This is a genomic window from Geomicrobium sp. JCM 19037 (genome assembly GCF_000698105.1).
Classification (GTDB): domain Bacteria; phylum Bacillota; class Bacilli; order Bacillales; family Marinococcaceae; genus Geomicrobium_A.
Window position 1 is genome coordinate 1 of record NZ_BAWZ01000051.1, and the last position, 26,236, is coordinate 26,236.

21 protein-coding genes and 8 pseudogenes are annotated in these 26,236 nt (G+C 41.8%); 23 read left to right on the forward strand and 6 right to left on the reverse strand.

Annotated elements, in window-relative coordinates:
* Nucleotides 1-950 precede the first annotated feature (950 nt).
* Nucleotides 951-2,829: pseudogene (locus JCM19037_RS20250) on the forward strand (PrkA family serine protein kinase).
* Nucleotides 2,830-2,866: 37 nt separating this feature from the next.
* Here JCM19037_RS20250 and JCM19037_RS20255 read toward each other — a convergent pair.
* Nucleotides 2,867-3,787: an Ig-like domain-containing protein gene (locus JCM19037_RS20255; RefSeq protein ID WP_042404183.1), complete on the reverse strand. Its 921-nt coding sequence runs from the start codon at nucleotides 3,785-3,787 to the stop codon at nucleotides 2,867-2,869.
* Nucleotides 3,788-3,936: 149 nt separating this feature from the next.
* Here JCM19037_RS20255 and lepB point away from each other — a divergent pair, with 149 nt between their 5' ends.
* Entirely contained in the window at nucleotides 3,937-4,494 is a 558-nt protein-coding gene (lepB, locus tag JCM19037_RS20260) for a signal peptidase I (RefSeq protein ID WP_042404185.1), read from the forward strand.
* 227 nt (nucleotides 4,495-4,721) lie between these two features.
* A pseudogene (yhbH, locus tag JCM19037_RS20265) lies at nucleotides 4,722-5,890 on the forward strand (sporulation protein YhbH).
* 88 nt (nucleotides 5,891-5,978) lie between these two features.
* On the opposite strand, the pseudogene msrA reads toward yhbH, so the two are convergent.
* Nucleotides 5,979-6,508 (reverse strand): annotated as a pseudogene (msrA, locus tag JCM19037_RS20270) (peptide-methionine (S)-S-oxide reductase MsrA).
* 107 nt (nucleotides 6,509-6,615) lie between these two features.
* Between msrA and JCM19037_RS28910 the strand changes: the two are divergent.
* From JCM19037_RS28910 to JCM19037_RS20285, 6 genes and pseudogenes are all read left to right on the forward strand, one after another.
* Nucleotides 6,616-6,741, forward strand: a complete 126-nt coding sequence (locus tag JCM19037_RS28910; RefSeq protein ID WP_255357957.1) for a hypothetical protein — start codon at nucleotides 6,616-6,618, stop codon at nucleotides 6,739-6,741.
* Nucleotides 6,738-6,989: a hypothetical protein gene (locus tag JCM19037_RS23670; protein ID WP_052364138.1), complete on the forward strand. Its 252-nt coding sequence runs from the start codon at nucleotides 6,738-6,740 to the stop codon at nucleotides 6,987-6,989. Before JCM19037_RS28910 ends, JCM19037_RS23670 begins: the two co-directional genes overlap by 4 nt.
* A 155-nt stretch (nucleotides 6,990-7,144) precedes the next feature.
* Entirely contained in the window at nucleotides 7,145-7,756 is a 612-nt protein-coding gene (locus JCM19037_RS23675) for a hypothetical protein (RefSeq protein WP_152549164.1), read from the forward strand.
* Entirely contained in the window at nucleotides 7,753-8,070 is a 318-nt protein-coding gene (locus JCM19037_RS23680; RefSeq protein WP_238544839.1) for a phospholipase D-like domain-containing protein, read from the forward strand. Before JCM19037_RS23675 ends, JCM19037_RS23680 begins: the two co-directional genes overlap by 4 nt.
* 15 nt (nucleotides 8,071-8,085) lie before the next feature.
* Nucleotides 8,086-9,827: pseudogene (locus tag JCM19037_RS20280) on the forward strand (phospho-sugar mutase).
* A 38-nt stretch (nucleotides 9,828-9,865) separates the two neighbouring features.
* Nucleotides 9,866-10,672 (forward strand): arylamine N-acetyltransferase, encoded by an 807-nt coding sequence (locus tag JCM19037_RS20285; protein ID WP_042404187.1) that lies wholly within the window; start codon nucleotides 9,866-9,868, stop codon nucleotides 10,670-10,672.
* On the opposite strand, the gene JCM19037_RS20290 is transcribed toward JCM19037_RS20285, so the two are convergent.
* Entirely contained in the window at nucleotides 10,669-10,947 is a 279-nt protein-coding gene (locus tag JCM19037_RS20290; RefSeq protein WP_052364141.1) for an acylphosphatase, read from the reverse strand. The two genes, JCM19037_RS20285 and JCM19037_RS20290, sit on opposite strands and share 4 nt — an antisense overlap.
* Nucleotides 10,948-11,069: 122 nt before the next feature.
* On the opposite strand from JCM19037_RS20290, the pseudogene JCM19037_RS20295 reads away from it, so the two are divergent.
* Nucleotides 11,070-12,467, forward strand: a pseudogene (locus tag JCM19037_RS20295) (SpoVR family protein).
* 1,248 nt (nucleotides 12,468-13,715) lie between these two features.
* On the opposite strand, the gene JCM19037_RS20300 reads toward JCM19037_RS20295, so the two are convergent.
* Nucleotides 13,716-14,273: a LemA family protein gene (locus tag JCM19037_RS20300; RefSeq protein WP_042404188.1), complete on the reverse strand. Its 558-nt coding sequence runs from the start codon at nucleotides 14,271-14,273 to the stop codon at nucleotides 13,716-13,718.
* Nucleotides 14,274-14,547: 274 nt separating this feature from the next.
* Between JCM19037_RS20300 and JCM19037_RS20305 the strand changes: the two are divergent.
* The 6 genes and pseudogenes from JCM19037_RS20305 to JCM19037_RS20330 all read left to right on the forward strand — a co-directional run bounded on the left by JCM19037_RS20305 (nucleotide 14,548) and on the right by JCM19037_RS20330 (nucleotide 19,956).
* Nucleotides 14,548-15,684: pseudogene (locus JCM19037_RS20305) on the forward strand (acyl-CoA dehydrogenase family protein).
* Between the two features lie 37 nt (nucleotides 15,685-15,721).
* A pseudogene (locus tag JCM19037_RS20310) lies at nucleotides 15,722-17,058 on the forward strand (acetyl/propionyl/methylcrotonyl-CoA carboxylase subunit alpha).
* Nucleotides 17,059-17,071: 13 nt separating this feature from the next.
* Entirely contained in the window at nucleotides 17,072-17,284 is a 213-nt protein-coding gene (locus JCM19037_RS20315; RefSeq protein WP_042404189.1) for an acetyl-CoA carboxylase biotin carboxyl carrier protein subunit, read from the forward strand.
* An 8-nt stretch (nucleotides 17,285-17,292) separates the two neighbouring features.
* Nucleotides 17,293-18,099, forward strand: a complete 807-nt coding sequence (locus JCM19037_RS20320) for an enoyl-CoA hydratase-related protein (protein ID WP_373901355.1) — start codon at nucleotides 17,293-17,295, stop codon at nucleotides 18,097-18,099.
* A pseudogene (locus tag JCM19037_RS20325) lies at nucleotides 18,092-19,626 on the forward strand (acyl-CoA carboxylase subunit beta). The gene JCM19037_RS20320 and the pseudogene JCM19037_RS20325 overlap by 8 nt, the downstream one beginning before the upstream one ends.
* Before the next feature lie 126 nt (nucleotides 19,627-19,752).
* The gene (locus JCM19037_RS20330; protein WP_042404192.1) at nucleotides 19,753-19,956 is read left to right on the forward strand and encodes an alpha/beta-type small acid-soluble spore protein; all 204 of its coding nucleotides are present in this window, start codon (nucleotides 19,753-19,755) and stop codon (nucleotides 19,954-19,956) included.
* A gap of 72 nt (nucleotides 19,957-20,028) precedes the next feature.
* Here JCM19037_RS20330 and JCM19037_RS20335 read toward each other — a convergent pair whose 3' ends face one another.
* Nucleotides 20,029-20,253, reverse strand: coding sequence for a DUF5342 family protein (locus tag JCM19037_RS20335; RefSeq protein WP_042404193.1), 225 nt, complete (start codon nucleotides 20,251-20,253; stop codon nucleotides 20,029-20,031).
* Between the two features lie 93 nt (nucleotides 20,254-20,346).
* On the opposite strand from JCM19037_RS20335, the gene JCM19037_RS27910 reads away from it, so the two are divergent.
* From JCM19037_RS27910 to JCM19037_RS20360, 5 genes are all read left to right on the forward strand, one after another.
* A complete protein-coding gene (locus tag JCM19037_RS27910) occupies nucleotides 20,347-20,565 on the forward strand; it encodes a hypothetical protein (protein ID WP_042404195.1) in 219 nt (72 codons plus the stop codon).
* Nucleotides 20,480-21,490: a DUF445 family protein gene (locus JCM19037_RS20345; protein ID WP_081829477.1), complete on the forward strand. Its 1,011-nt coding sequence runs from the start codon at nucleotides 20,480-20,482 to the stop codon at nucleotides 21,488-21,490. The genes JCM19037_RS27910 and JCM19037_RS20345 overlap by 86 nt, the downstream gene beginning before the upstream one ends.
* Nucleotides 21,491-21,582: 92 nt before the next feature.
* A complete protein-coding gene (locus tag JCM19037_RS20350; RefSeq protein WP_042404200.1) occupies nucleotides 21,583-21,936 on the forward strand; it encodes a YlbF family regulator in 354 nt (117 codons plus the stop codon).
* Between the two features lie 722 nt (nucleotides 21,937-22,658).
* Nucleotides 22,659-22,841 (forward strand): hypothetical protein, encoded by a 183-nt coding sequence (locus JCM19037_RS20355; RefSeq protein WP_042404201.1) that lies wholly within the window; start codon nucleotides 22,659-22,661, stop codon nucleotides 22,839-22,841.
* A gap of 415 nt (nucleotides 22,842-23,256) precedes the next feature.
* Nucleotides 23,257-24,102: an HAD-IIB family hydrolase gene (locus JCM19037_RS20360; RefSeq protein WP_042404203.1), complete on the forward strand. Its 846-nt coding sequence runs from the start codon at nucleotides 23,257-23,259 to the stop codon at nucleotides 24,100-24,102.
* A gap of 38 nt (nucleotides 24,103-24,140) precedes the next feature.
* On the opposite strand, the gene JCM19037_RS20365 is transcribed toward JCM19037_RS20360, so the two are convergent.
* Nucleotides 24,141-24,320: a YhzD family protein gene (locus tag JCM19037_RS20365; protein ID WP_042404205.1), complete on the reverse strand. Its 180-nt coding sequence runs from the start codon at nucleotides 24,318-24,320 to the stop codon at nucleotides 24,141-24,143.
* 122 nt (nucleotides 24,321-24,442) lie between these two features.
* Here JCM19037_RS20365 and JCM19037_RS20370 point away from each other — a divergent pair, with 122 nt between their 5' ends.
* The gene (locus JCM19037_RS20370) at nucleotides 24,443-25,336 is read left to right on the forward strand and encodes an ABC transporter ATP-binding protein (protein WP_042404207.1); all 894 of its coding nucleotides are present in this window, start codon (nucleotides 24,443-24,445) and stop codon (nucleotides 25,334-25,336) included.
* A partial coding sequence (locus tag JCM19037_RS20375; protein ID WP_193744829.1) for an ABC transporter permease occupies nucleotides 25,333-26,236 on the forward strand: 904 nt, incomplete at its 3' end. The genes JCM19037_RS20370 and JCM19037_RS20375, both read left to right, overlap by 4 nt.

Genomic DNA, 26,236 nt, shown 5'->3' on the forward strand with positions numbered 1-26,236 from the left:
CATTTGTGACAGTTGAGACCGTTTATGTGCGCATTCACGTTTAAAATCATGATTTTTCTTTCCAAAGTGTCACAAAAATGAATATATGAGGCATTTCGGATTCTTTCCACACCGTGACCAGTAGGCAGAAACGTGAACCGGGTTGCTCTTATGCTCTGGAGTATAAAGAAAACACGGTGGACGTCTTTTGGCCACCGATGTTGCACTTGTACTCTGGAGTGCAAGCATCCGCCTGCAGTGGAAAGAAACAACAAACTGCGCAATTAGAAAATGCTAAGTTTATTCTATATAGATCACCAATCTCCTAAAAATCCCTAAATGCCAGCTATCTAAAGGAATATGAGACCAAACTCCGCCTACACCTTTGTAGAGAGCAGATGTAAATGCAATTGCAAGCTTCTTCATATACTTTCATGTCGCGAGTTTTCGCTATAGTTACTCGCTCAGCTGGATGCGGAAGAGAACATTCCCGATGGATCGTCACTTCATGCCAAATACTGCAACATAAAGATGTCATGTTGGAGCTGCGTGTCCGCAGAAGGCCAATGAATGTCTTATTTTACTGGTGGCTTTAAAGATTTTTAAAATCGTTGCAAACGGGTATAGTAATTGCACACGAATGATTAAGAAAGGAGAGGACGATCAGTTGTTTAGAAGAATTTTTGCTTCAGTTATTACGTCTGCAGGAATATATGTCGTCAAGCGTGTGGTTGATCGATGGATTATAAAAAAACCATAATCAGAGATATCCCTTGGATTATGACTAGGTGGTTATCACAAACTGACTCCTTGCATAGAATACAAACACACATGAAGATAAGCGGAACCGCTGAATGAGTCGGTCACGCTTGTTTTTCATTCTGAGTCGTATTCGGGGAGTTTGTCTTGGTGTTGATGACGCATTTTAATGATCCGAAAAGGGAGGATATTCGGTGGATATACTATCAAGGATGAAAGATTACCGGGATGAGCATGAGAAATTGAAGTGGAAGGTACATTTAAGGAATATTTGGAACTTCTGAAACAGAGACCGGAAGTGGCACAAACCGCACATTCAAGATTATATAACATGATTAAAAGTCACGGAATAGAAGAGAATGAGAATGGCGAAAAGAACTATGCATTCTTTAACGATGCGATCTATGGGTTGGAAGACTCCATTGAGAGACTAACCGAAGAATACTTTCATTCAGCAGCAAGACGGTTGGACGTACGCAAGCGTATTTTATTGTTAATGGGACCTGTGAGTGGTGGGAAGTCAACGATTGTTAATATGCTAAAAAGAGGGCTAGAACAGTACTCTTATACAGATGATGGAGCGGTTTATGCAATCAAAGGTTGTCCAATGCAGGAGGATCCTTTGCATCTCATTCCTCATCATTTGCGGGAAGACTTCAATGAAGAGTATGGCATTCGTGTAGAGGGAGCGCTTTCTCCATTAAATACGATGCGCTTGGAGGAAGAGTACGACGGATGGTTGAAGATGTAATGGTCGAGCGTATTTTCTTCTCAGAAGATAAGCGAACCGGGATCGGGACATTTAGTCCTTCTGACCCTAAATCGCAAGATATTGCTGACTTGACTGGCAGCATTGACTTTTCTACAATCGCTGAGTATGGTTCTGAATCGGATCCGAGGGCTTATCGATTTGATGGTGAGTTAAATAAAGCGAACCGTGGATTGATGGAATTTCAAGAGATGTTAAAGTGTGATGAAAAATTTCTATGGCACCTCTTATCGCTCACACAAGAAGGGAATTTTAAAGCTGGACGGTTTGCGCTCATTAGTGCCGACGAATTAATTGTGGCTCACACAAATGAAGCGGAATACCGTACATTTATTAATAATAAGAAGAATGAAGCCCTTCATTCACGGATTATTGTCATGAATATCCCTTATAACTTAAAAGTATCCGAAGAAGAAAGAATATACGAGAAAATGATTAGTGAAAGTGACATGTCCCATGTACACATCGCGCCACACGCGCTGAGAACAGCGGCATACTTTACGGTGTTAACACGATTAAAGGATTCCAAACACCAAGGAATTGACCTCGTGAAAAAGATGAAGCTTTATGACGGTGAAGTTGTGGAAGGTTTTAAAGAGCAAGATGTGGTTGAACTAAAAAAAGAACATCAAGATGAGGGTATGACAGGCATTGACCCACGGTATGTAATCAACCGGATTTCGTCAGCCATCATTCGCAAAAATACGCGCTCGATTAATGCGCTCGATGTGTTAAGAGCGTTGAAAGATGGCCTTGCTCAACATGCATCCATCTCGAAAGAGGACCGTGAGCGTTATCAAGATTTCATTTCGGTTGCCCGGAAAGAGTACGATGAGATTGCGAAGAAGGAAGTACAAAAAGCTTTCGTCTATTCGTACGAAGAATCGGCAAAAACAATGATGAACAACTATTTAGATAATGTGGAAGCTTTTTGCAACAATCAAAAGATTTATGATCCAATTACAGGTGACGAACTCAACGCGGATGAGAAATTAATGAGGTCGATTGAAGAACAAATCGGTATTTCAGAAAACGCGAAAAAAGCATTTCGGGAAGAGATTTTGATTCGTATTTCCGCCTATGCCCGCAAAGGATATAAATTTGACTACAATTCGCACGAAAGACTACGAGAAGCAATTCAAAAGAAATTGTTTGCAGACCTTAAAGATGTAGTGAAAATTACAACATCTGTGAGCACCCCAGATGAGTCGCAGCTGAAGAAAATCAACGAGGTGATTGCCAGACTTGTGGATGAACACGGCTACAACTCAACTTCAGCTAATGAGTTATTGAAGTATGTTGGGAGTTTATTAAATCGATAAAAAAAGTGCTAGCAGATATCTCTCTGCTGGCACTTTTTTACATTTGGGTCAGACCGTACTGGTGAGGGTAAGGCAGAAATGGGTGCAATGGTAAAAACGATGAAGGAGTGGTTACTGGGGGTAACATCACTTCTTCTAGTTCGTCTTCATCGCTTTGCAATATAATATAGCTCCCGTCTTCACTTTCACTTAAGTGAATGGAGAACATATTGTCTCCTTCGCGATCGTCCTCAACAGAGCTGCGCTCTCCTTCAAATTGAAGGGCTTGTGTCTCTAACATGTTTGGAGGCAACCATTCATTCGCGGAATCGTCATCTTCTTGGACATAAAATGATTGTTTATATCCTTTCGTTAAGTGCTCCCCAGACGTGTTCTCGATTCCTGCATCAATGTATAGATGGTACAACTGTCCGTCCTTATAACTATCTGTTGGTGGTCGAATGTGCACTTCTGTTGGTGTATAAATAAATATGAAGTTTTGGACGAGCTCGTGTTCTTCATCTAATACATACAATAAATCATTACTAATGGCATCTTCTAGAAGCGGCTCTTCAAAGCTTAATTCAAAAGAATGATCTGGTTCAACGGTCACAGTCGGAAGGTGCTGGTAATAACGGTCATCTGATTCTTCAACGAGGTTAATGACAGAATACTCCTCTGGCACGGTTGTAAATGCTTGAGGATGGGATACAGTGTCAAGCACTCCTGCCTCATTGTCTTCTGGGAAGTCAAGTGTGTATAAAATGTACCATTGCTGATCTCTTTCAAAGCTGTCAACAATGGAAATACGATACCCAGTGTTTGAGTGCGGTCCCCAGCTTAAGGTGACTGCCTCACCGTCTCGATTTAATTCAATTGTTGCTGGTTTCTCAGAACCCATATCGTGTAATTGTGTGCTATCATGAAGAAATGGTGATGCGAAAAGTGATAATAGAAGCATCAATATGGAAAGGAACATTTGGTCACCTCGATGGTTATGCCTACTATATAGACGAAATTCCTTCTAGTAAAGTTACATACCTATACGTATTCTTTACAAAAATCTCGAAAAACGCAAGCAAATCATCAAAAAATGTGTAAAAAGTATGGTGAGTGGGAGGGGAAACGATGAATACTGGTCTTACAAAAGAGATATGGGATTGGGTAAAGACGTTCGTTATTGTCATTCTCATCGTTTTAATTGTACGCACGTTTTTCTTTGCCAATTATATGGTACATGGAGAATCGATGATGCCGACGATTGAAAGTGGAGAACGATTGATTATTAATAAAGTGGGTTACCACATTTCTGAGCCTGACCGATTTGACTTAATTGTATTTCATGCAGATGAAGAGAGTGATTACATTAAGCGAGTGATTGGTCTTCCGGGAGATCAAATAAGCTATCACAATGATACACTGTTTATTAACGACGAAGAAATTCCTGAAGATTACTTACATGAAGCCGTTGCCAGTGCCGAAGGTGGCCCTTTTACACGCGATTTTACGCTTAGTGATTTGAACCTTGGTGAAGAAGTCGTTCCCGATGATCAACTGTTCGTGCTCGGCGATAATCGACGAAATAGTTTAGACAGCCGGCAAATTGGTTTTGTTTCTTATGATGATATTGTAGGCAAAGCGAATATTCGATATTGGCCAGTGAGTGATTTTTCTATTATCCGTTAACGGTTTGTGCAAATGCGCGAGCCGTTTTTGTTCTATTAAGAAGAAAAGACGATTAAAATAGTAAAATCAAAATTCAAAATGACGATCTCTTGATTGAGTGACAATTCTTTCAATAAGCTGCATACGATGAGTGTAGTACGACGTGTCCGAAGCAGTGGAGACGTAACGACAAATTTACAAATCATCAGGTTTCTGAAGACCGATGGTTTTTCCGGGGGGTTTTACTCATGAGTGATAAAAACCAAACGCCACCTTTTGTTGTTTCCGAAGAAAACTGGTCTCTTCACCGAAAAGGGTATTTGGACCAACGCAGACATGAAGAGAAAGTTAAAGATGCCATCAATCAAAACTTACCGGACTTGATCACGGATGAAAGTATTGTGATGTCAAATGGTCGTGATGTTGTACATGTGCCGATTCGATCATTAGATGAATACAAAATTCGATACAATGATGACAAGAAAAAGCATGTGGGCCAAGGGGACGGAGATAGTCAAGTCGGAGATGTGGTTGCACGCGCACCGGGCAAAGAAAAGGGGAAGGGCCCTGGCAAAGGAAATAAGCCAGGTGACACAGCGGTGAAGATTACTATGAAGCAGAAATTTCCATAGCAGAACTTGAAGAAGCCTTGTTTCAACATTTGGAACTACCAAATTTACAAAAGAAAGAGGAGGACCAACTTGTTGTAGAAGACATTGAATTTAATGATGTAAGAAAAAAAGGTTTGCTCGGCAACATCGATAAACGTCGAACCATTCTTACAGCGCTTAAACGCAATGCTATGGAAGGTAGGCCAGGGATTAATCCGATCTATCGTGATGATTTACGTTTTAAGACGTGGAATGAAGAAGAGAAGCGAGAGTCCAAAGCCATTATCATTGCCATGTTGGACACATCAGGCTCAATGGGAAAGTGGGAAAAATATATGGCGAGAAGTTTTTTCTTTTGGATGACTCGGTTCCTTCGTACGAAGTATGAAAGTGTGGAAATTGAATTTATCGCGCATCATACCGAAGCGAAGGTCGTGGATGAAGAACATTTCTTCACGAAAGGGGAAAGTGGAGGGACAATTTGTTCATCTGCTTATGAACTAGCGTTAAAACGCATCGAAGATCATTATGATCCGAGAAGATACAATATTTATCCGTTTCACTTTTCTGATGGTGACAACTTGACCTCTGATAATAAACGGTGTTTGCACTTAATTGATCAGATCATGGAGAAAGCAAGTATGTTTGGATACGGTGAGGTCAATGCCTACAGTCGCCATAGTACACTGATGAACGTATACCAAAGCATTGATGACCCTCGGTTTCGCCATTTTATTCTTAAAGAGAAGCAACACGTATTTCAAGCTTTGCAATGGTTCTTTAGTAATCAGGAAGCTAAAGTATAGCGACAAGTCCAGTTTAACGTGCACGCCATACCTTGACTAGGAACTGAAGGCGTAGAGATTCTGTGAATATCTCTACGCCTTCAGTTCGTTATGATGTATGCCAATAGTTTTCGATGAATTCGTCTCGGCCAGACGCTTTTCGATCGGCTTTATAATACTCTGCATTCGTTTTATAAAACTGTTGATGTTCCTTTTCAGCTGGATAGAAAGGTCCAGCTGGCAATACTTTTGTGACGATGGGTTGTTTAAAGCGCCCACTCTTTTGCAGTTCTTGCTTGGATCGTTCTACAACGAGTCTTTGCGATTCGCTATGATAGAAAATAGCTGTTCGGTATTGGGGACCTCGATCGTGAAATTGCCCATCAGCATCTGTAGGGTCAATTTGTGGCCAATATAAACGTAACAGCTCGTCTAAGTGAAACTTGGAAGGGTCATACACAATTTCAACCGCTTCATAATGTTCAGTCGTCCCTTGCTTTACCCGCTCGTAACTTGCATCAGCGGATGTGCACCCGTATAACCTGAAGTCACAGCGATAATACCAGCTAAATCTTCAAAAGGTTGGACCATGCACCAAAAACAACCACCTGCAAAATAGATTCTTTCTGTATGACTCATCGAATCACCCTTAACGATCTGTTTATATTTTATCATGGACATTCAGTCAAACATAGACAGAAAGATCATGGTAAACTGAGGGTATGTGACTCAAGGAGGATATGACTATGGATCGTTTACGCAACAAGCCACTTAAAAGGTACACTGCTGGAAAAATATCCATTGCCTTCATTATTGTTTACATTATTTTTATGGGATATGCATATTCAAACCGCTCCCAGAAGAACATTTGAGTTATAATAGTGGATTTGAGCCCGTACCAACTGCTGAAGTTTTATTTGATTATACATACGTAGATGAATCGGGCACAAGACAACAAGATCATGAGATTTTTGCAACTGTTGAGCAAATGATTCAAGATGCAGAGGATTTTCTCGTTGTTGATATGTTTCTTTTCAATGATGAATATCCTTCGGAATTAGCTTTTCCCCCTCTGTCGAGCTGGTTAAGCGAACAGCTTATTACAAAAAAAAACGACTGATCCAGATATAACAATTATTGCGATTACTGATCGAATTAATAGTTTTTATGGCAGTCGAACTCCAGAACACTTGTCCTCGCTGGAAGATGTCGGTATCGAGCTCGTCTGGACGGATATGAGACAAATGCCAGATTCTAACCCGATTTATAGTGATTATGGCGAGGTTTATTCAATGGTTTGGTACACCCGAAGGAGGGTGGCTTCCAAGCCCATTTAGTTCGGAAGCAGAACGAGTAACGGTTCGTTCTTATTTAGATTTACTCAATTCAAAAGCGAACCACCGTAAAGTCATACTGAATGAACGGAGTGGTCTAGTCACCTCAGCAAATGCCCACGATGCTAGTGCAAACCATTCAAATGTTGCTTTTTATATAGAAGGCCCACTCGTTCAACATCTACTGGATACTGAAACTGCTGTAGCAGAAATGTCAGGGTCAGGTGAAGCCTTCACTGGATTAGAAACCAACGTCGATTATATGGAACAAATCGATGGGGGCCTTCAAGGCAAGGTAGTTACCGAGGGTGCGATTAAAGAAGAGATTCTAAAATCAATTGATGAAGCAAATGATGGAACAGAAATTTGGCTCGGACTTTTCTATTTGTCAGACCGAGACGTTATTGAAAGATTAAAAGCTGCCGCTGATCGACAAGCGAGCATACGCCTTATTCTTGACGCAAATGGAGAGGCATTTGGACATGAAAAAATGGTGTCCCTAATCGGCCAGTTGCGTATGAATTGGAACAGCACTCGTCCAACATTGAGGTGAGATGGTACAATACTTTAGGTGAACAATACCACACAAAGATGCTGTATATGACCGATGGCAGCACGGCTATAGTAAATGGTGGTTCAGCAAATTTTACTAGACGTAATTTAGATGATTTGAACTTGGAAACAAACCTTTTATTTGCAGCTTCTGCAGAGGAACCATTCATGCAATCTGTAGATGACTACTTCAACAAACTATGGGAATCCGAACAAGCCGACTATACAAATGACTTTTCAGAGTACGAAGAAGGACAGACTTGGAAATATTGGTTATATAGAATTCAAGAACGAACAGGATTATCGGCTTTTTAAGCGATGGGGGAGGAAATGATGAAAGAGATCATTAAACATTGGGCGGAGAATTTGAAACAGGATGATCCACTGAAATTAGAACTGGACCACCTACAAACAGTTGACGACACTTCTAAGCTGCAGGACAGTTTTTATCAGCCACTCGCTTTTGGTACAGGTGGAATGAGAGGGGAAATAGGGGTCGGTCCTAATCGAATGAACCGTTTTACAGTAAGAAAAGCAGCGAGAGGGCTCGCGGAATATTTAAATGGGCAAGAAGGGAAGTCGAAAACGGTCGTCATTGCGTACGATTCTAGACATATGTCAAAAGACTTTGCACTGGAAGCTGCGATTACGCTCATTTATTCTGGGTTCACTGTGGAAGTGTTTGAACAACTCGCACCAACCCTATCCTTTCATTTGCTGTTCGCGAACGCCAAGCGATAGCGGGCATTATGATTACTGCAAGCCACAATCCGCCGCAATATAACGGCATAAAGATTTATAATCGTGATGGCGCACAACTGCCACCTAAAGCGTCGGATGAGTTGATCAAGTTTGTTAATAAAATTGAAGATGAACTAAGCATTCCGACGGCCGACGAAGACAAAGCAATTGAAAATGGTTCACTGAAGATGATTGGTGACGAAGTGAGCGATCGTTATCAAGAAGAACTTTCGAAACTTTTACACCATCCTGAGCTGGGACAGTCGCAAGGTAAAGATGTGACTGTCGTATTTACGCCTTTACATGGAACAGCGCATCGTCCTGTGCTAGATGCGTTCCATAGAAACGGATATACAAATGTGCACGTTGTTGATGAACAAGCGGAGCCAGATCCGCAATTTCCAACAGTATCTTTGCCAAACCCTGAAGAAGAAGAAGCATTTGAGCTCGCTACAAAACGAGGTCAACAAGTGGGTGCAGAGTTGTTAGTTGCAACAGATCCTGACGCTGATCGTGTCGGCATTGCTGTTCGAGATAAAAGCGAGGCAAATGGCTATCGACTTTTAACCGGAAACGAAACGGGCTTATTACTTTTACATTATGTACTGGAAGAAACGGCGAAACAAAGGCCATTAACGGAAAATGATATCATCTTAAAGACGATTGTAACTTCAGAGAGCGGAAGACAGTTAGCAGAGCATTACGGCGCAAACTGTGAAGATACATTAACAGGCTTTAAATTTATTGCAGAGAAAATTAAAGCGTACGAGACGACGGACAAGTCATTTTTGTTTGGTTATGAAGAGTCATATGGCTATTTAGCAGGTTCTTTCGTTCGGGACAAAGACGCTGTGCAAATTGCACTAATCGTAGCTGAACTTGCCCTCGTAGCACAAACAGAAGGTCAAAACATAAAAGAGCGGTTAAATAGGCTATATGAGCAGTTTGGCTATTTCAAAGAAAAGACAAACAGTATTGAGCTGACGGGCCAAGCAGGGCAAAAGAAAATTGAAGGGTTGCTCCAGCATTATCGCCACACGCCTCCTGAGGAGTTTGCAGGAAGAAAGATTGTTCAGATTGAAGATTATGACTCGAGCAGACGAACGGATGTGTCAAGAGGCACATATTCAGACATTGCATTACCAAAATCAAACGTTCTAAAGTACTTTTTAGAGGATGATTCTTGGGTGTGCATACGCCCTTCAGGTACAGAGCCAAAAGTGAAGATTTACACAGGTGCTCAAGCTAAAACGAACCACCTTGTTCAACAGGCACTGGAAGACATTAGCGAGGCGGTCATGAACGATGTAAACGACCAACTTTCGGAATAAAAGAGTGTATGCGGTGTGATGAATGGATGGTGAACAATATGACGTGGGTGCATCGGTATCTTTCCCATTTGCAGATTCCTTTAAGAGAGCCTTCGCTGGTGTACTTAAAACAATTGCTAAAAGCACATCGACATGTGTTTCCATTTGAAAACGTAAGCAAATTACATTGGGACAAGTATGCCAAGAATCGTTTAATTCGCGTGGAGGATTTCCTCAATCGATTTGAATCTTTTCAAACAGGTGGGACGTGTTTTACGTTAAACATTCAGTTCGCAAGACTGTTAAAAGCGGTTGGTTTTCGCGTGCAATATATATTGCCAGGAGGGGACCATCTAGCACTACTTGTCACATTAAACGAAGAGAAAAACCTTTGGTATGTGGATGCCGGAACGCCAACACCAATGTTAGCTCCCGTTTCCCTTACGAACGGAGAAAAGCAAACACCGATTTTCGCAGGAGAACGGGTGATTGTTAAGAAGACTTCAGGCAATGGGAGATACGAGTATGTTCGGTCAATTGGGGGAAGACAAGTGAGTAAACCGCTCCCTTTCCAAATAAATGTTCGCAACACGCTAGATGATCTCATTGACCCAATAAAGGCGTCGTTTGAAACGAATGCACCGTATATGACGCAATTACGCATTGATAAGTGGTGCAACAACCGGCAAATCATGATCTCCCTTAAAAACGATCGTCTCACATTGCGAAACAGAAATGGCGGCAAAACAGAACGGCAAATTAAATCACTGGCCGATTTGCAAGAAGTGATGCAAAACGTATTTTATTTGCGTAAATTACCGGTAAATCGAGTCGTCGAGTCCTTACACCATTTGCAAATACGCTAATCGTAGCGAATCGAAAACGTTTTGTTATGATTAATTTCATCCGTTTCTTGACTCGTTAATTCTCGAATTTCAGAGAAACCGTTTCCTTGTTTAATGCGAGTAACCCACTCTGTAACCTTTTCATTTGTGCCTTCTACTTCAATGTCCACAGCACCATCATTGCGGTTTCTTACCGAGCCGTAAAGATGGTGTTTTTTCGCTTCCTCGTAGACAAATTGTCGAAACCCGACCCCTTGAACGCGGCCACTAGCGACCATCTGCTTTTTTATGATCATGTTTGTAGCCTCCTTTTTTATTCCTTTACCTCATCAATTGCCAGATAAAACATCGTCATCCATTCATCACTTAGCGACTTTCACATATAAATAATAGAAGTATGGAATGGAGGGGAGCGGGAATGTCTGTTGAGGAACACCGCTTATTAGAGAAGAGAATTGAAGAAATTACAGAAATCGCAGAAGGATTTGGTCTAGATTTTTATCCGATGCGTTATGAAATATGTCCAGCCGATATTATCTATACATTTGGTGCATACGGAATGCCAACACGTTTTTCACATTGGAGCTTTGGAAAGCAATTCCACAAAATGAAAGTACAATATGATCTAGGTTTAAGTAAGATCTATGAGCTTGTCATTAATTCAGATCCTTGTTATGCGTTTTTACTGAATAATAACAGTCTCATTCAAAATGAACTCATTGTTGCCCATGTGCTTGGGCATTGTGATTTTTTAAGAATAATTGTCGTTTTCAAGGTACGAGGAAAGATATGGTAGAAAGTATGAGTGCGACTGCTGAGCGAATATTCCACTATGAACAAGTGCACGGAAAACAAGAAGTTGAAGAGTTTCTAGATGCAATTTTAGCTGTGCAAGAACATGTTGATCCGTATCGAATTCCACAAAGTAAGGATGAAGGAACGGGTGTTGCCGAAAAGAAAAAATCAACCCCATACGATGATCTTTGGGACGTAGATCGAGACGTTACGCACTCTGGAGTGAAAAAGAAGAAAAAAAACGTTCCCAGAACAGCCTGAAAAAGACGTGCTCCTTTTCATTGAAGAACATAGCACGGAGCTTGAAGACTGGCAACGCGACATTTTAACGATGATGAGAGAAGAAATGTTATATTTCTGGCCGCAGCTTGAGACGAAAATTATGAACGAAGGCTGGGCATCGTATTGGCACGCTCGAATTATGCGGGAAATGGATTTGACGTTTTCTGAATCCATTGAATTCGCGAAGCTGAATGCAAGTGTCGTTGTACCTTCGAAAACATCAATCAATCCATATTATTTGGGTTTGAAGATCTTTGAAGACATTGAAGAGCGGTATGACCATCCGAATGAGGACCTAAAGAGAATTGGAGTGAAAGAAGGCAGTGGCAGGGAAAAGATCTTTGAAGTTCGCGAATTAGAGTCAGATGCATCGTTTCTTCGCAATTATCTTACGAAGGATTTGGTTGATCGTGAAGATATGTACGTATTTGGAAAAAAAGGGAATCAGTATGAGGTCACTGACAAAGATTGGACGCACGTTCGGGATGAACTCGTCGCTTCGAGAGTAAATGGTGGATTTCCCTATTTAACTGTAACCGATGGAAATTATTTACGAGCTGGTGAATTGTATATCACTCATCAATATGAGGGAAATGAACTAGACGTTAAAGACTTAGAACGAACCATCCCTTATTTGTACGTGTTGTGGGGAAGACCCGTACACATTGAAACAACATGTTCCGAGAAACAGACCGTTTTTACGTTTGATGGACGTCGAATTCATCGGAAAACGAAATAGTTATGCGAGACCACCTTTTGCCGAAAGAGCTCACTGAAAAAGGGAAATAAAAAACGTATAGCAGTATTTCTTTTGTTATAAATAGAAAATCCCATCATAGACACGGGCTATATCACTGAAAAATCGCGTCACGTTCTTATATTAATGAATTGAACAGCACTTCATTTATTCGTTAACACAAACGATGTGAGTGATCCGCTAGTGTTGCGGGCAACACAGAAAACGTATGCCAAAAGGTAAAAAGACGTGGCCGTGGGTCACTACCTGGCACCAGCATGTGATGACCTTTCACGTATGTGACAATCCAGCTCTTAAACCGGGCACTTTCGGCCTCAACGGTCACATATATCGCGATTTGTGACCGTTGACTCCGTTTATGTGCGCATCCACGTTTAAAATGATGAATTTTCTTACTCAAGTGTCACATAAATGAATTTATGGGGCATTTGAACTTCTTTCCCCCACCGTAACCAGTAGGCGAGAACGTGAACTGTTTCATCCTTGTGCTCTGGAGTACATAGAAAACACGGTGGGCGTGCTTTGACCTCCGATGTTGCCCTTGTAGTCTGGACTAAAAGCATCCGCCTGAAGTGGAAACCAACTCCCAACAGGGCAAATCAGGAGTATCTTACGTTCATTTTATATACTTCCATGGCCCGCGCCAATGCTCAGTCAACGGATGTGGCAAGTTTATGTGGGGTGATATAGCTTCATTGCCGCTATTAATTTCCATTGTAAATCCCGATTTTGTAACCGGATAAATCTCTTTAATTTAACTCGTGTAGAGCGCTCGCTGTATTCCAATAAAATCCAGATAATTCCAGGAGAAAAGCTCGAACGATTAATTATTATACTCATTTTTATAACATGAAATTGTCGTGTTAAAATGGGATGTCTCAAAGAAGGTCGTACGATTTTCAGCGGTCTCGATATGATCTATGGTGGGATAATTTAGGATCGTATCGCTACATCGTAATGAAACTCCCACTGAGACCGGATTCGATCTGTCGCGTTAACGAGTAGCTTAGAGAGTCGTTCGCTTTTCGGTGGTTTTGAGGAGAGGTGGCGTTCACATAAAAAAGGACGACCATAAAATGGTCGCCAAGGTCAAAATACACGCATCAAGAAGGTAATGCAAAGTAAGCAGGGTAAAACTCGATCAAACGTTGAAACGAGAAAAACCCCGTCGGCGTTAATATAGCATATAAAAATCCAATATTCCACAATTCTTAATAAAATTGTAATCAATTAATTTGAAGGAGCTTGATCTTTCGTCTCCCATTTCTTCACAGAATCATCTAGCAAATATTGTGATTCAAAGTGGTGAATGCCAGCGACATATTTAGTCGGGACTGTCGTAATGCTCTTATTGTAGCGCTTGACAGAAGCATCATATGCTTGGCTTGCAGAAGCTACAAGTGTAAGTGTTGATTGAAGGTCAGTTTCCATTTCTTGAAGAGCTTGTTCGTCCTCTGCAAGTTCAACGCTGTCAAAAATCTCCTCCAACCGTTCATGAACGATGGCATACGCATGCAGCTGTTCGCTGCGCCCTAACATTGGATTGTGCATATCATCAATATGTCTTTGAATGGTTTGAGATGTGCCAGGTGCAAGCTTCCCATCGGTATCTAAAGAAATGAGGTATTCACTTGATAAACGATCAAGACGGTGAAGAAGATGCGATAACCTTCGCCATCTCGTTTCCATTTTCTTTACAAATTTAAGCAATACGTAATATCCACTAAACCATAACAATAAAGTAACAACAATGATTGATCCAAGAATCATCGGGAATACCAAATCCAAATTGTTCAGTCCTCCCCTCCCAAAAATTCAACAGGTTACTAATAGTATAGCATAGATGATACCATCACAAGATACTCATTTATATGATCCCCCGTTTACTGAAATTCCACCGAGTGAGAAATCGGTAATTGGAGCGAATCTCACCATCTAAATATTAAGAAAAATCGGTAGACGATTGCTGGATGTTGTAGTAATCTAGGTGTAAGCGTTTACGTTTGTGTGCCGATTGAGCGCTTGCTCAGTTAAATTTCTGAAGTGAAGTGAGGCGATCAAATTGAATTTCGAACTAACGAAAGAGCAACGGATGGTTCGCGATATGGTGAAAGATTTTGCCGCTAGTGAGATTGCACCAAAAGCGATTGAGGTTGACCGTACAGGTCGATTCCCAGAAGAAACTTTTAAGAAGATGGGAGACCTTGGTCTTTTAGGATTGCCGATTCCAGAGCAATATGGAGGTGCCGGGGCCGATACGGTATCCTATGCGATTGCGGTTGAAGAAGTAGGAAATGCTTGTGGGGGAACGGGACTCAGCTATGCAGCATCAGTTTCTTTAGGCGCGAGTCCATTGTTGAACTTTGGTAACGAACAACAAAAACAAGACTTTCTTGTCCCAATATGCACCGGTGAATCGCTAGGATCTTTTGGTCTAACAGAACCGAATGCTGGCAGTGACGCCGGTGGCACAAAAACAACAGCGGTCCTCGATGGTGAAGAGTACGTCATTAATGGCGAGAAATGTTGGATTACGAATGCTGCTTATGCGAAGGCAGTGATTATCACTGCCGTTTCAGGCAAGAAAGACAACGGTCGAAACAATATATCGGCGTTTATCGTCCCGACACACCTCGATGGATTTACAATAACAAGCCCATATGAAAAGATGGGAGTTAGAGGATCAAATACGACAGAGCTCATTCTAACAGACGTGCGTATTCCTAAAGAGAATATATTAGGCGATCCAGAAAAAGGGTTTGGACAGTTTTTGCATACGTTAGACGGAGGCAGAATTTCAATTGGAGCGTTAGCGGTAGGAATCGCACAAGCAGCATATGATCGGCCGAGAGTATGCGAAGCAAAGAAAGCAATTTGGTAAAAATATTGGTTCTTTTCAATCGATTCAATTTAAGCTTGCAGATATGGCAATGGAGATTGAACTGGCAAGAACGATGTTCATAAGGCTGCTTGGCTGAAAGACGCGAAAAAACCTTTCAAAAAAGAAGCAGCATTTGCTAAATTGTACGCATCAGAAATGGCAACACGAGTTTGTAACCAATCCATTCAAATTCATGGTGGTTCTGGGTATATGCAAGAATATGAAGTCGAACGTATGCTCAGAGATGCGAAACTAATGGAAATTGGAGAAGGGACTTCAGAAATTCAGCGACTTGTCATTAGCAGAGAGATTGGCTAACGCACGATGAGTACAGAATTTGAAAAGGGTGGTCAGCATGCTAAAAACGGTACTTGTTGCGAATCGAGGAGAAATTGCTTGCAGAATTATTAAGTCGTTAAAAGAAATGAATATACACTCGGTAGCCGTCTATTCTGAAGCCGATCAAGAGAGTTTGCACGTGAAAATGGCGGATGAAGCGTACCCTATTGGACCTGCAAATGCAAAAGAGAGTTACTTGAGTATCGAGAAAATTCTAGAAGTTTCTCGAGCGGCTAACGTCGACGCGATTCACCCTGGATACGGATTTTTATCAGAAAATCCTGAATTTGCAAGGGCGTGCATGATAACGAAATCACCTTTATTGGACCGAGTGCACTCGTCATTGAGAAAATGGGCGATAAAGTGTCAGCGCGACGCACAATGGAAGAAGCGGGCGTGCCTGTACTTCCTGGTAACCACTATGTGTCCTCAGCAGATGAAGCGGTAGAACTTGGTGCAGCGATTGGCTATCCGCTTATGGTAAAAGCTGCTGCAGGTGGGGGTGGTATTGGCATGGAGCTTGTGCATAACGATGAAGAATTGAGAAAAGCATTTAGTAGCAATCAACGTCGGGCTTCCAATTATTTTGGATCTGGAACGTTGTATCTAGAAAAAGCACTAACTGCGCCTCGTCACATCGAAGTACAAGTGTTGAGCGATACGCATGGCAATCACATCCATCTTGGCGAACGGGATTGTTCCATCCAACGTAGACATCAAAAGGTGATTGAAGAATCACCGGCCGAAGGTCTGCCAGAAGAAACGAAAGAAAAAATGAGAGCTGCAGCTATAAAAGCAGTACAGGCTCTAAATTACGAAAATGCCGGCACGTTGGAGTTTCTCGTAGAAGACGGGGAATTTTATTTTCTGGAAATGAACACACGACTACAAGTTGAACACCCGGTAACAGAATTGGTTACAGGTATCGATATTGTACGAGAGCAAATTCGAATTGCTAGTGGAGAAAAGCTTAGCTATGAACAGTCGGATGTATCTTTTCACGGACATAGTATGGAGTGCCGTGTATACGCAGAAGATCCCGTCACCTTCTTTCCATCACCAGGTACAATCACAACATTGCATGTGCCTAATGATATTCGTGTGGATACTGCGATTGAAGAAGGGACGGAAGTGACACCATTTTATGATCCGATGGTGGCAAAGATGGTCGTTCATGGCACCGATCGAGAAGACGCGATTAAAAAACTGCAAAACGCAATCGATAATACAGTCATTGAAGGTATCAAGACGAATTTGCCTTTTGTTCAACAAGTGCTTTCTCACGAAGCATTTACTTCATTTAATTTCACAACAAATTTTGTAAAAGAACACATTCAACCTGTATCTAAATAAGGAGTGGTAAGAGATGGCGAACATTCAAGCATCGATGGCAGGGAATTTATGGAAAGTATTAAAAGGCGAGGGAGACCTTGTAGAAGCGGGAGAAGAAGTTGCGATTTTGGAATCGATGAAAATGGAAATTCCAATTCAATCAGAGCAGGCAGGAACGATTAAAGCCGTGCTCAAGCAAGAAGGAGAATTCGTAAACGAAGGAGACCAATTGTTTGAAATTGAGTAAGGAGCGTGATGAATGTGAGTCTCGTTGAATGGTCCGTAAATTCAGAAGGTATTGCCTTAATTGAACTGCAGCGTGAAAAACAGGCGCACAGCCTTTCTAAAGACGTTTTGCTCGGCCTTCGTGACATTGTAGAATCGCTGAAAGCAAAACAAGACGTTCGTGCGGTTGTTCTTACGTCTACGGGTGAGAAGGTTTTCTGTGCAGGAGCAGACTTAAAAGAACGTGCAGGCATGTCAGAATCTGAAGTTTTGCAAGCGGTAAGGCGCATTCAGTCTGTCATTCATGAAATATCCGAAATTCCGCAACCGACGATTGCAGCGCTCACAGGTAGCGCTCTCGGTGGTGGATTAGAGCTGGCATTAACCGCTGATATTCGCATTGGTGCTAATGAAGGCAAATACGGCCTTCCAGAGACATCACTAGCCATTATTCCGGGTGCAGGGGGAACACAACGACTCAGCAGGTTGCTTGGTCCTGGAAAAGCAAAACAATTAATATTTACCGGTGAGTTGATTAATGGTGTAGAAGCAGAGAGGATTGGCTTGCTTGAAACGAGTACAGCCGTAGAAAACGTAAGGCAACATGCATTCGAACTTGCAGAAAAGATCGCTAAAAACGGTCCTCTCGCTCTAAGACAAGCAAAGCGAGCCGTTGATCTAGGACAAGAAGTCGATTTGTTAACCGGACTACAAATAGAAAGAGCGTGCTACGAGCACACCGTTCCTACAGCGGACAGAAGAGAAGGCTTACTCGCTTCAAAGAGAAGCGTAAACCACAGTATACAGGCAAATAGCGGAGGTGCACGTAATGATTGATACGACTGGCAGCCACAAACAAATGACCGAAGACATTACGAGCGGAGGAAACGAAAAGTATCATAAAAGTAATGCAGATAAAGGAAAGATGTTCGTTCGTGAGCGCCTAGAGAAGTTGCTTGATGAAGGTACGATTCACCTTGAAGACGGTAAATTTGCAAATGTGATGGCTGGAGACTTACCGGCAGATGGCGTCGTAACTGGAATGGGCGATATTGCTGGCGTGTCTGTCTGCTTTATGGCGAATGATTCTACGGTTAAGGCAGGTTCATGGGGTTCGAGGACCGTTGAAAAAATCATTCGTATTCAAGAAACAGCCGAAAGCCTGCAAGTACCAATGCTTTATCTCGTTGACTCAGCAGGAGCAAGGATTACCGATCAAATTGAAATGTTTCCAGGCAGAAGAGGAGCAGGTCGAATTTTTCATAACCAAATTGCATTGTCTGGCCAAATCCCACAAATTTGTTTGCTGTTTGGACCATCAGCTGCAGGTGGTGCCTATATTCCAGCATTTTGTGATTTGGTCATTATGGTTGAGGGAAATGCGTCCATGTATCTCGGCTCCCCGCGAATGGCAGAGATGGTCATTGGCGAGCGAGTAAGCTGGAAGAGATGGGCGGCGCAAGAATGCACTGCTCGGTATCTGGCTGCGGGGATGTGCTCGCTAGTAATGAGGACGAAGCCATTGAATCCGCTAAGACATATTTAAGTTATATGCCGAAGAACTTTGCGAACAAGCCAAAAAAGATTGAGGCTCAGCTACCTTCAAGTAAAGAAAAAACACTCAAAGACATTATTCCTGACAATCAAAACGCTCCTTTCGATATGTATGAACTCATTGACCATATCGCAGATGCAAACAGCTTCTATGAAGTAAAAAAACTGTTTGCTCCTGAGATTATTACGGGTTTTGTCCGGATGGACGGTGCTGTCGTTGGAATTGTTGCCAATCAGCCAAAGATGAAAGGCGGCGTATTGTTCCATGATTCTGCGGATAAAGCAGCCCGGTTTATGACAATTTGTGATGCGTACAACATCCCGCTTCTTTTCCTCGCAGATGTTCCAGGGTTTATGATCGGTACTCGCGTTGAAAAAGCAGGCATCATACGTCACGGGGCAAAAATGCTGTCGGCGATGAGCAGTGCGACTGTACCGAGAATATCGGTTATCGTTAGAAAAGCCTACGGCGCAGGTTTATATGCCATGTCAGGGCCAGCGTTCGAACCTGACTGTACTCTTGCATTGCCAAGCGCTCAAATTGCTGTCATGGGTCCTGAAGCCGCTGTAAACGCTGTGTATGCGAACAAGATACAAGAGTTGCCTGAAGAAGAGCGGGCACAATTTGTTGCTACTAAGCGAAAAGAATATCAAGAAAATATTGATGTGTACCGGTTAGCATCAGAAATGATCATTGATGACATTGTAGAGCCTGACTTATTGCGGGGTGAGTTGATTAGTCGTTTTAAGCAATATGAACAAAAATCAGTGCAACCTCCAGTAAAAAAACGAAGTGTTACACCGGTGTAAAGCCCCATTTTGGGGCTTTTTTTAGGTTAGAAATAAAACTGGATGAACTTACTAATTAAAAAGTGGGGATAGAGAAATCAAATCGAGTCAAACTATAGGTACACAGAGAGGGAGGTGAGATAAAACATGGCGAACAACAACAGTTCAAACCAACTTGTCGTACCTGGTGTACAACAAGCACTAGACCAAATGAAGTATGAAATCGCTTCTGAGTTCGGTGTTCAACTTGGACCAGACTCAACAGCACGCTCTAACGGTTCAGTTGGAGGGGAAATCACAAAACGCTTAGTTCAAATGGCTGAGCAACAAATGGGTGGCTATCAAAAATAACCATCAATGATCATCTAACTAAATACAGATGGCTTGAAAAGGCAGCTTTATGCTGCCTTTTCGTATATCATTTTATTGGCTGTTTGGATTGTGTTCTTCAAACTCATGATAAAGCATAAGATCATGAACATGAGCTTCTACTTGTTCTATGTCTTCCTTCGGTGCATGCAACCACTTCACTTGACCTTCACCTGAATAGGTTCCTTCACAATGAACACCTTTATAAAAAAAAGAGAATTTCCATTCTTTCGCTACCCAATTATTCTTAATGGTTTCGTATTGAAAATGACTAAACATTCTGATGCTCCTTTCTCACAGTTGTCATGAATTTATGGTATCATGACTAGCGAAAAGAATCTAAAACTGTCGTTTTTCAAAGGAGACGTTTGTGTGAATGCCATCCTGATCATCTTGATTTCGATGCTTATTGCCGGTGTTATTGGCTTATTTACGAATATTATTGCGATTGGCATGTTATTTCGCCCTTACGGTGCGAGGTACATAGGGAAAAAAAAAGTTACCATTGACTCCAGGGCTAATCCCGAAACGACAAGCAGACATTGCAAACCATTTAGGGAAAACGGTCATGAATCATCTGTTAACCGCTGAAGGGATTGAAGAGAAGCTTACAAACCCTGAGTTTCAAAAGCAGATGAAAGCGTGGATAAAAAAAGGTGTTACACAGTGGGTGCACACTGAAGAACGATCATTGGCAGACATTGTTAAAAGCTATGATTCCACGATTGACATCGATCAAAAACTTCGTTATCAGCTTGAAAGAAGACTGGACCATAAATTTGATGAATGGCTTTTAGAAATTGAACAACAACCCCTTGCTCATCTTGTACCAGAAGAATTGATGAAAAGAACGACAGAAAAACTACCTGAAGTGAACGAGTGGGTTTTCCAACGAATTGAAACGTATTTGCATTCTCATGAAGGACGAGAACAGATGCAAAATATTGTGAGGCGTTTTCTCGAAAGACAAGGATCACTTGTCCAAATGCTCGGATCGTTCGTTAAAACGGACCGAATCATTGAAAAGGTGTATCCTGAAATTGTTAAAGCAATCACTTCAGATGATATGAGAGTGTGGGTAAATCAAAAAGTACAATCAGAGTTCGAAGACATGCTAAACGAGCCGCTCAATCGTTACGTTTCTAAAGAACAAGCCCATGAGCTGAAATCAGAGCTCACTGCTTATGTGTTTGACAAGTTTTCCATTAAAAAGTATACAAATCGCCCGATTCACGAGTGGGGAGCTCACGTTGATGAAGAAATCATCGACCGAATTGTTGATGCTGCAGTAAGTCGCTCCAGCCGAATGATTCAATTAAAGTTACCTGAATTTCTAAAACTCCTCAATTTGCAAGAAGTTGTCGCTGATCAGATTAACCGTTTTTCAGTTCAGCAGTTGGAAGGGATTGTACTCTCCATTGCCAATCGCGAACTACGTCTCATTAAATACTTAGGCGGGGTTTTAGGAGCGATCATCGGTTTCATTCAAGGATTGATATTGCTCATGTTCATCTAATTATGCCGTTTCCCTTTCATTCGGTGGAAAAGGTATGTTATCCTCGTGAGGATGCTTGATCGTTAAGCGATCAAAATTAGGGAGGTCATCAAGTGAGCAACTTACAAGATAAAGCAAAAGAACTAGCCAATGCAATTGCTGAAAGTGAAGAATTTAAAGCATTAGAGCGTCTCCATCAAGAAGTAGAGAGCGACGAAGTTGCGAACCGTATGCTAACAAACTTCCGTGAAATTCAACTCACTCTTCAAGAAAAGCAAATGCAAGGTGAGCAACCAACAGAAGAAGAAATTATGCAAGCGCAAAAGCAATTTGAAATGGTTCAACAACATGAGAAAATCTCTGAGTTGATGGAACAAGAGCAACAAATGAGCAATGTGATTGGACAAGTAAACCAAACGATCACAGAACCTCTAGAAAAACTATACGGCACTCCAGAAAGTGAATAATACAAAATGAACCGAGCTTGGTGTTTAGCACCAACTCGGTTTTTTTTGCCTTCATGCTGCTAAGAGAACTACACAACGCACATTAGTAATTCTTTGGTGCGATTTTCAACAATACACTTCATAATGGTAAAGTTTCGCTGCGCCTGTCTGGTCTGACCGCGAGTGGAATGGCTATGTGGGGATTATATCGAATTAGGCGCAATCGTCGGTGCTAAATCCCATCGTAAACGTGTTCACGTGGGCATTTCACTTTTTTAAGTGGGGATTTGAGCAAGGAAAGGCATACATATTCATAGAAATTCTCACATAGGCGTTTTTATGCGGGGATTTCCACGTAGAACAATTGGCACAGAATTATCTGTATATCCATTTCCCTTTGCTCGTGAATGACCTTACGACTTGCGAAATGATACTCGTTCATTCTTACGCAAGCGTCACCTATTTTCGTTCTAATCAACGGTATTGAATGGTTGGTGTTGTTGAACTTTACATTCTCACTTAATAAACATTGTACAAACCGTTACGTTGCTTCCGCATCGAGCCCAATCTTCCGGAACTACCGACATCCAAGCACCCGAGGAAGTGTGAGGTGGTGTATGCTCACATGAACCTCTTAATATAACATTTGGAAATGATTAGGATAATGGTGATCTAGGTCACGCCTGAAACGATCTAGACCACTTTGCAACACCGCCATTTACCTGATCGTGGGCGGGAGGTCTATGAATGCTCGGTTATACAACCGAATTTCAACCCGTAGCATTCATATAAACCTGAATAGCTATCAACCATCGGCACCTCGGGTGCCGAAGAAAAACCGAACGATCCTCGGCATGATTCGTGCTGATGGTTTGTTACTCTTTGTGACCGAAATAGTGGATGAATTTCTTACGATGAGCGCATAGGGAGTAGGCTTGATGCACTTAAAACCTTAGGAACCACTAAACTTCTTTAGACCAACATATAGATGGGCTCCATCCGAACACATAGGCGGTCAATGACAATGATAAGTTCTCATTTTCCATATATGTAGCGACATAGTTCCAAAAAATATCAATGACTACTTCTAGTGTGAACCGATTGATCTTTGCTTATGATCTAGCGGGCACGAGCGGCTTCCTCAAAATGTTCAGGGCATTCATTGATCCAACCTATATAGAATTCAGTCTAAGTTGTAATCGTTCTGTCGGCTTTCCTGTAGTATAGCTGGGTAGCTCACGTGAATATTTGTGGACGGGTTGCAACTCGGACGTGTTCTAATTTCCTTTCGTCACACATATTGTGTAGCAATGGATACGGTACGAAGAGGAGGAAAATCGAATGAATTATCGGATGCTCGTATTATCAGTGGATGGGTCAATTTTAAAGGACAATGGCCGAATTTCCAGATCGACGAAGGAAGCCATTGAGTTTGTGCAAGACAAAGGGGTATACGTTACGTTGTGTACAAATCGTACACATCAACAAGCTGAGCGGTTAGCTAAATTACTCAAAATCAATCATGAGTATATCTCTTATGGTGGAGCAATGATTGCGGGAAGAGCAGATAAACCGTTGCATGTAGAGAGAATGCCTGTTGAGATGGCAAGGGATCTAGCAGAAGAACTTGAACGATTCTCATGTCAATTTGTTGTCGAGCACGAAAACTTTGAGCTGACGAATCGTCAGCAACAACCACAGAATTTCTTAGGGAAAATGACGGTTAGTTTAAGTGAATCAATCTTCTCGCAAACTGTCGTTGATCATATGAGCGACCACCTTGATTTGCATCGCATTGAGCCGTTGCGAATGAAGGTACAGTTCGAATCAGATGATCAAATGGAGATTGCATCTAACCATCTGCTAGAAAAAGTTCCTGGCATTCAAATGTTGGAAATGGGTAAAGATCACAGCGTCCATATTATGAAGAAAGAAACGAACAAACGAGAAGCGGTATTATTCTTAGCGCATGAACTGGGAGTAAGACCAGAAGAAATTGTTGCAACAGGTGTTAAACATGGAGATGAAGGGTTATTGTCTTCTGTTGGCATTGGTGTAGCGATGGGGCAGGCACCAATGAGCGTTCAGCAAGCAGGGAACTGGACGACACGATCAGCCGAGCAAAATGGGCTTGCGTATATGATTAAGGAAGTGTTCAGAAAGCAGATGAAGGTGAGTTTATATTAAAATCGTCCGGTTGGTGAATGCACCAACCGGATTTTTCTTTATCGATAGAATAAAAGTAACTTGCCTGCTCGAACGAGGCGATGTGTCGTTTCTAAATAATTGTGCTCTGCGAGCATGCTCTTGCCATGAGAGATGGCTTCTTCGTCGCTTTCGAAAACGAATGATTCATTTAACAATAATTCACCGGATTTGTTGAAGACTGTGAGTGCATAGTTCATAAGAATACCACCTTCGTTATTTTGTCAAAATTATACCATATGTCAGAAAAGCGTGCAGAAACTTGTTCTTCATAGAAGGAATTGCTATAGTACAGAAACGAACATAAAAAGAAGGTGAGCTTGTGTCTCTTCAGATCCAACAAGTGACGAAACGATTCGGATCAAAAACCGCTTTACATAATATATCTTTCACGATCGAGCGTGGAGAAATGTTCGGCCTACTTGGCAGTAATGGTGCAGGAAAAACGACGACATTTCGATTAATCATTGGGTTACTTAAGGCAAGTGTTGGTGATGTGCTTTGGGACGGTCGGCCGGTGTCTCGAATGTCTCCTAGAACGATTGGTTACCTTCCAGAGGAGCGGGGGTTATACCCGAAATTAAAGGTAATGGAACAGCTCATCTATTTAGGTAGGCTCCGTGGCATGTCAAAGCAAGAAGTTCAAGTAGAAGCATCGAAATGGTTATCACGCTTTCAAGCTGAACAGTACAAAAATATAAAAATTGAACAATTATCAAAAGGCAATCAGCAAAAAGTACAATTTGTTGCGGCAGTCATGCATCAACCGGAATTGTTAATCTTAGATGAACCTTTCAGTGGACTAGATCCTATTAACATGAATACATTAAAAGCAGCAGTTCTTGACTTGCAAAAAGACGGGACCACTATTGTTTTTTCTAGTCATCAAATGAATCAAGTGGAGTCGCTTTGTGAGAACCTTTCCATCTTAAAGGATGGTGAGCAAGTCGTAAACGGGCGGTTAGGTGAAGTGAAGGCCAATTACAAAATCCGTAAACTTCGTGTTCGGTGTGATTTTGATATTCGTGCATTAGATGAGTTCTCAGGGGTCATCGGAGTTTCGGGCAGCACTGAGGAAAAAGTGATTGAAATTACATCGAGAGATATGGTGCCGGTCATCTTTGATTGGTTACAAGGGCGTGGAGTCGTTACGTTATTTGAATTAGAGGAACCTACTTTGCACGACATTTTTGTTGATAAAGCAGGTGGCCGATGATGCGAAACTTATGGCTTGTGTTGTCTCATACCTATTGGACAAAGGTAAAATCCAAAACTTTTTTCATTACGACGTTTTTAATGGCCATTTTTATGATTACGATCTTGAACATGAATACATTGATGAGTTATTTTGATGATGCCCCTGAGGAGCGGTCTTTTGCGGTTGGCGTTGTTGATGAGACAGAATCACTTGCGCAATCAATGCGGGACGTATTGGATCACCAAGAAACGAACATACAAATCTTCGATGTGGAACCTGGGGGAGCATCTCCGTCATTAGATGACATTGAAGATGCAGGGTATGATGCTTTTCTAGAGCTCCAGTGGGACGAGCCGTCCGAACAATTGACGGCTTCTTATTATGCAGCGTCGATTAACAGCACTTATTTGCCAGCACAGTTAGAATCAACACTTCAAAGCGTCATTGAAGAAAGACGTATGGAAGCGCTTGACATTTCAAGAGAAGAGTTGGATGCAATCTATGCAGATATAGAATTAACACAGACAGCGCTTGATGACTCATCTAGATCAGAAGCGGAACTGGACCAAGCAAGGTTCTTTGTTTACATTTTGCTATTTGTGATCTACTTTACCGTATTATTTTTAGGGAATATGATTGCATCAGAAGTAGCTGCGGAGAAATCATCACGCGTGATGGAAATTCTCATTTCTAGTGTTACGCCAATTCAACAGATGTTCGGTAAAATTCTAGGAGTAGGATTAGTCGGGCTGAGTCAATACGCGATTTTGTTTATGGCAATGCTTTTGACGGCTAGCGCAGACCTGCTGTTTACTGGAGCACCGAGTGATTTGCCTTCTGAGCCTTTGAATGTACCTGAACTTACGAGTGAGACGTTGTTTTCTTTTGATCTCTTTTTGCTCGCTCTGTTGTTTTTTG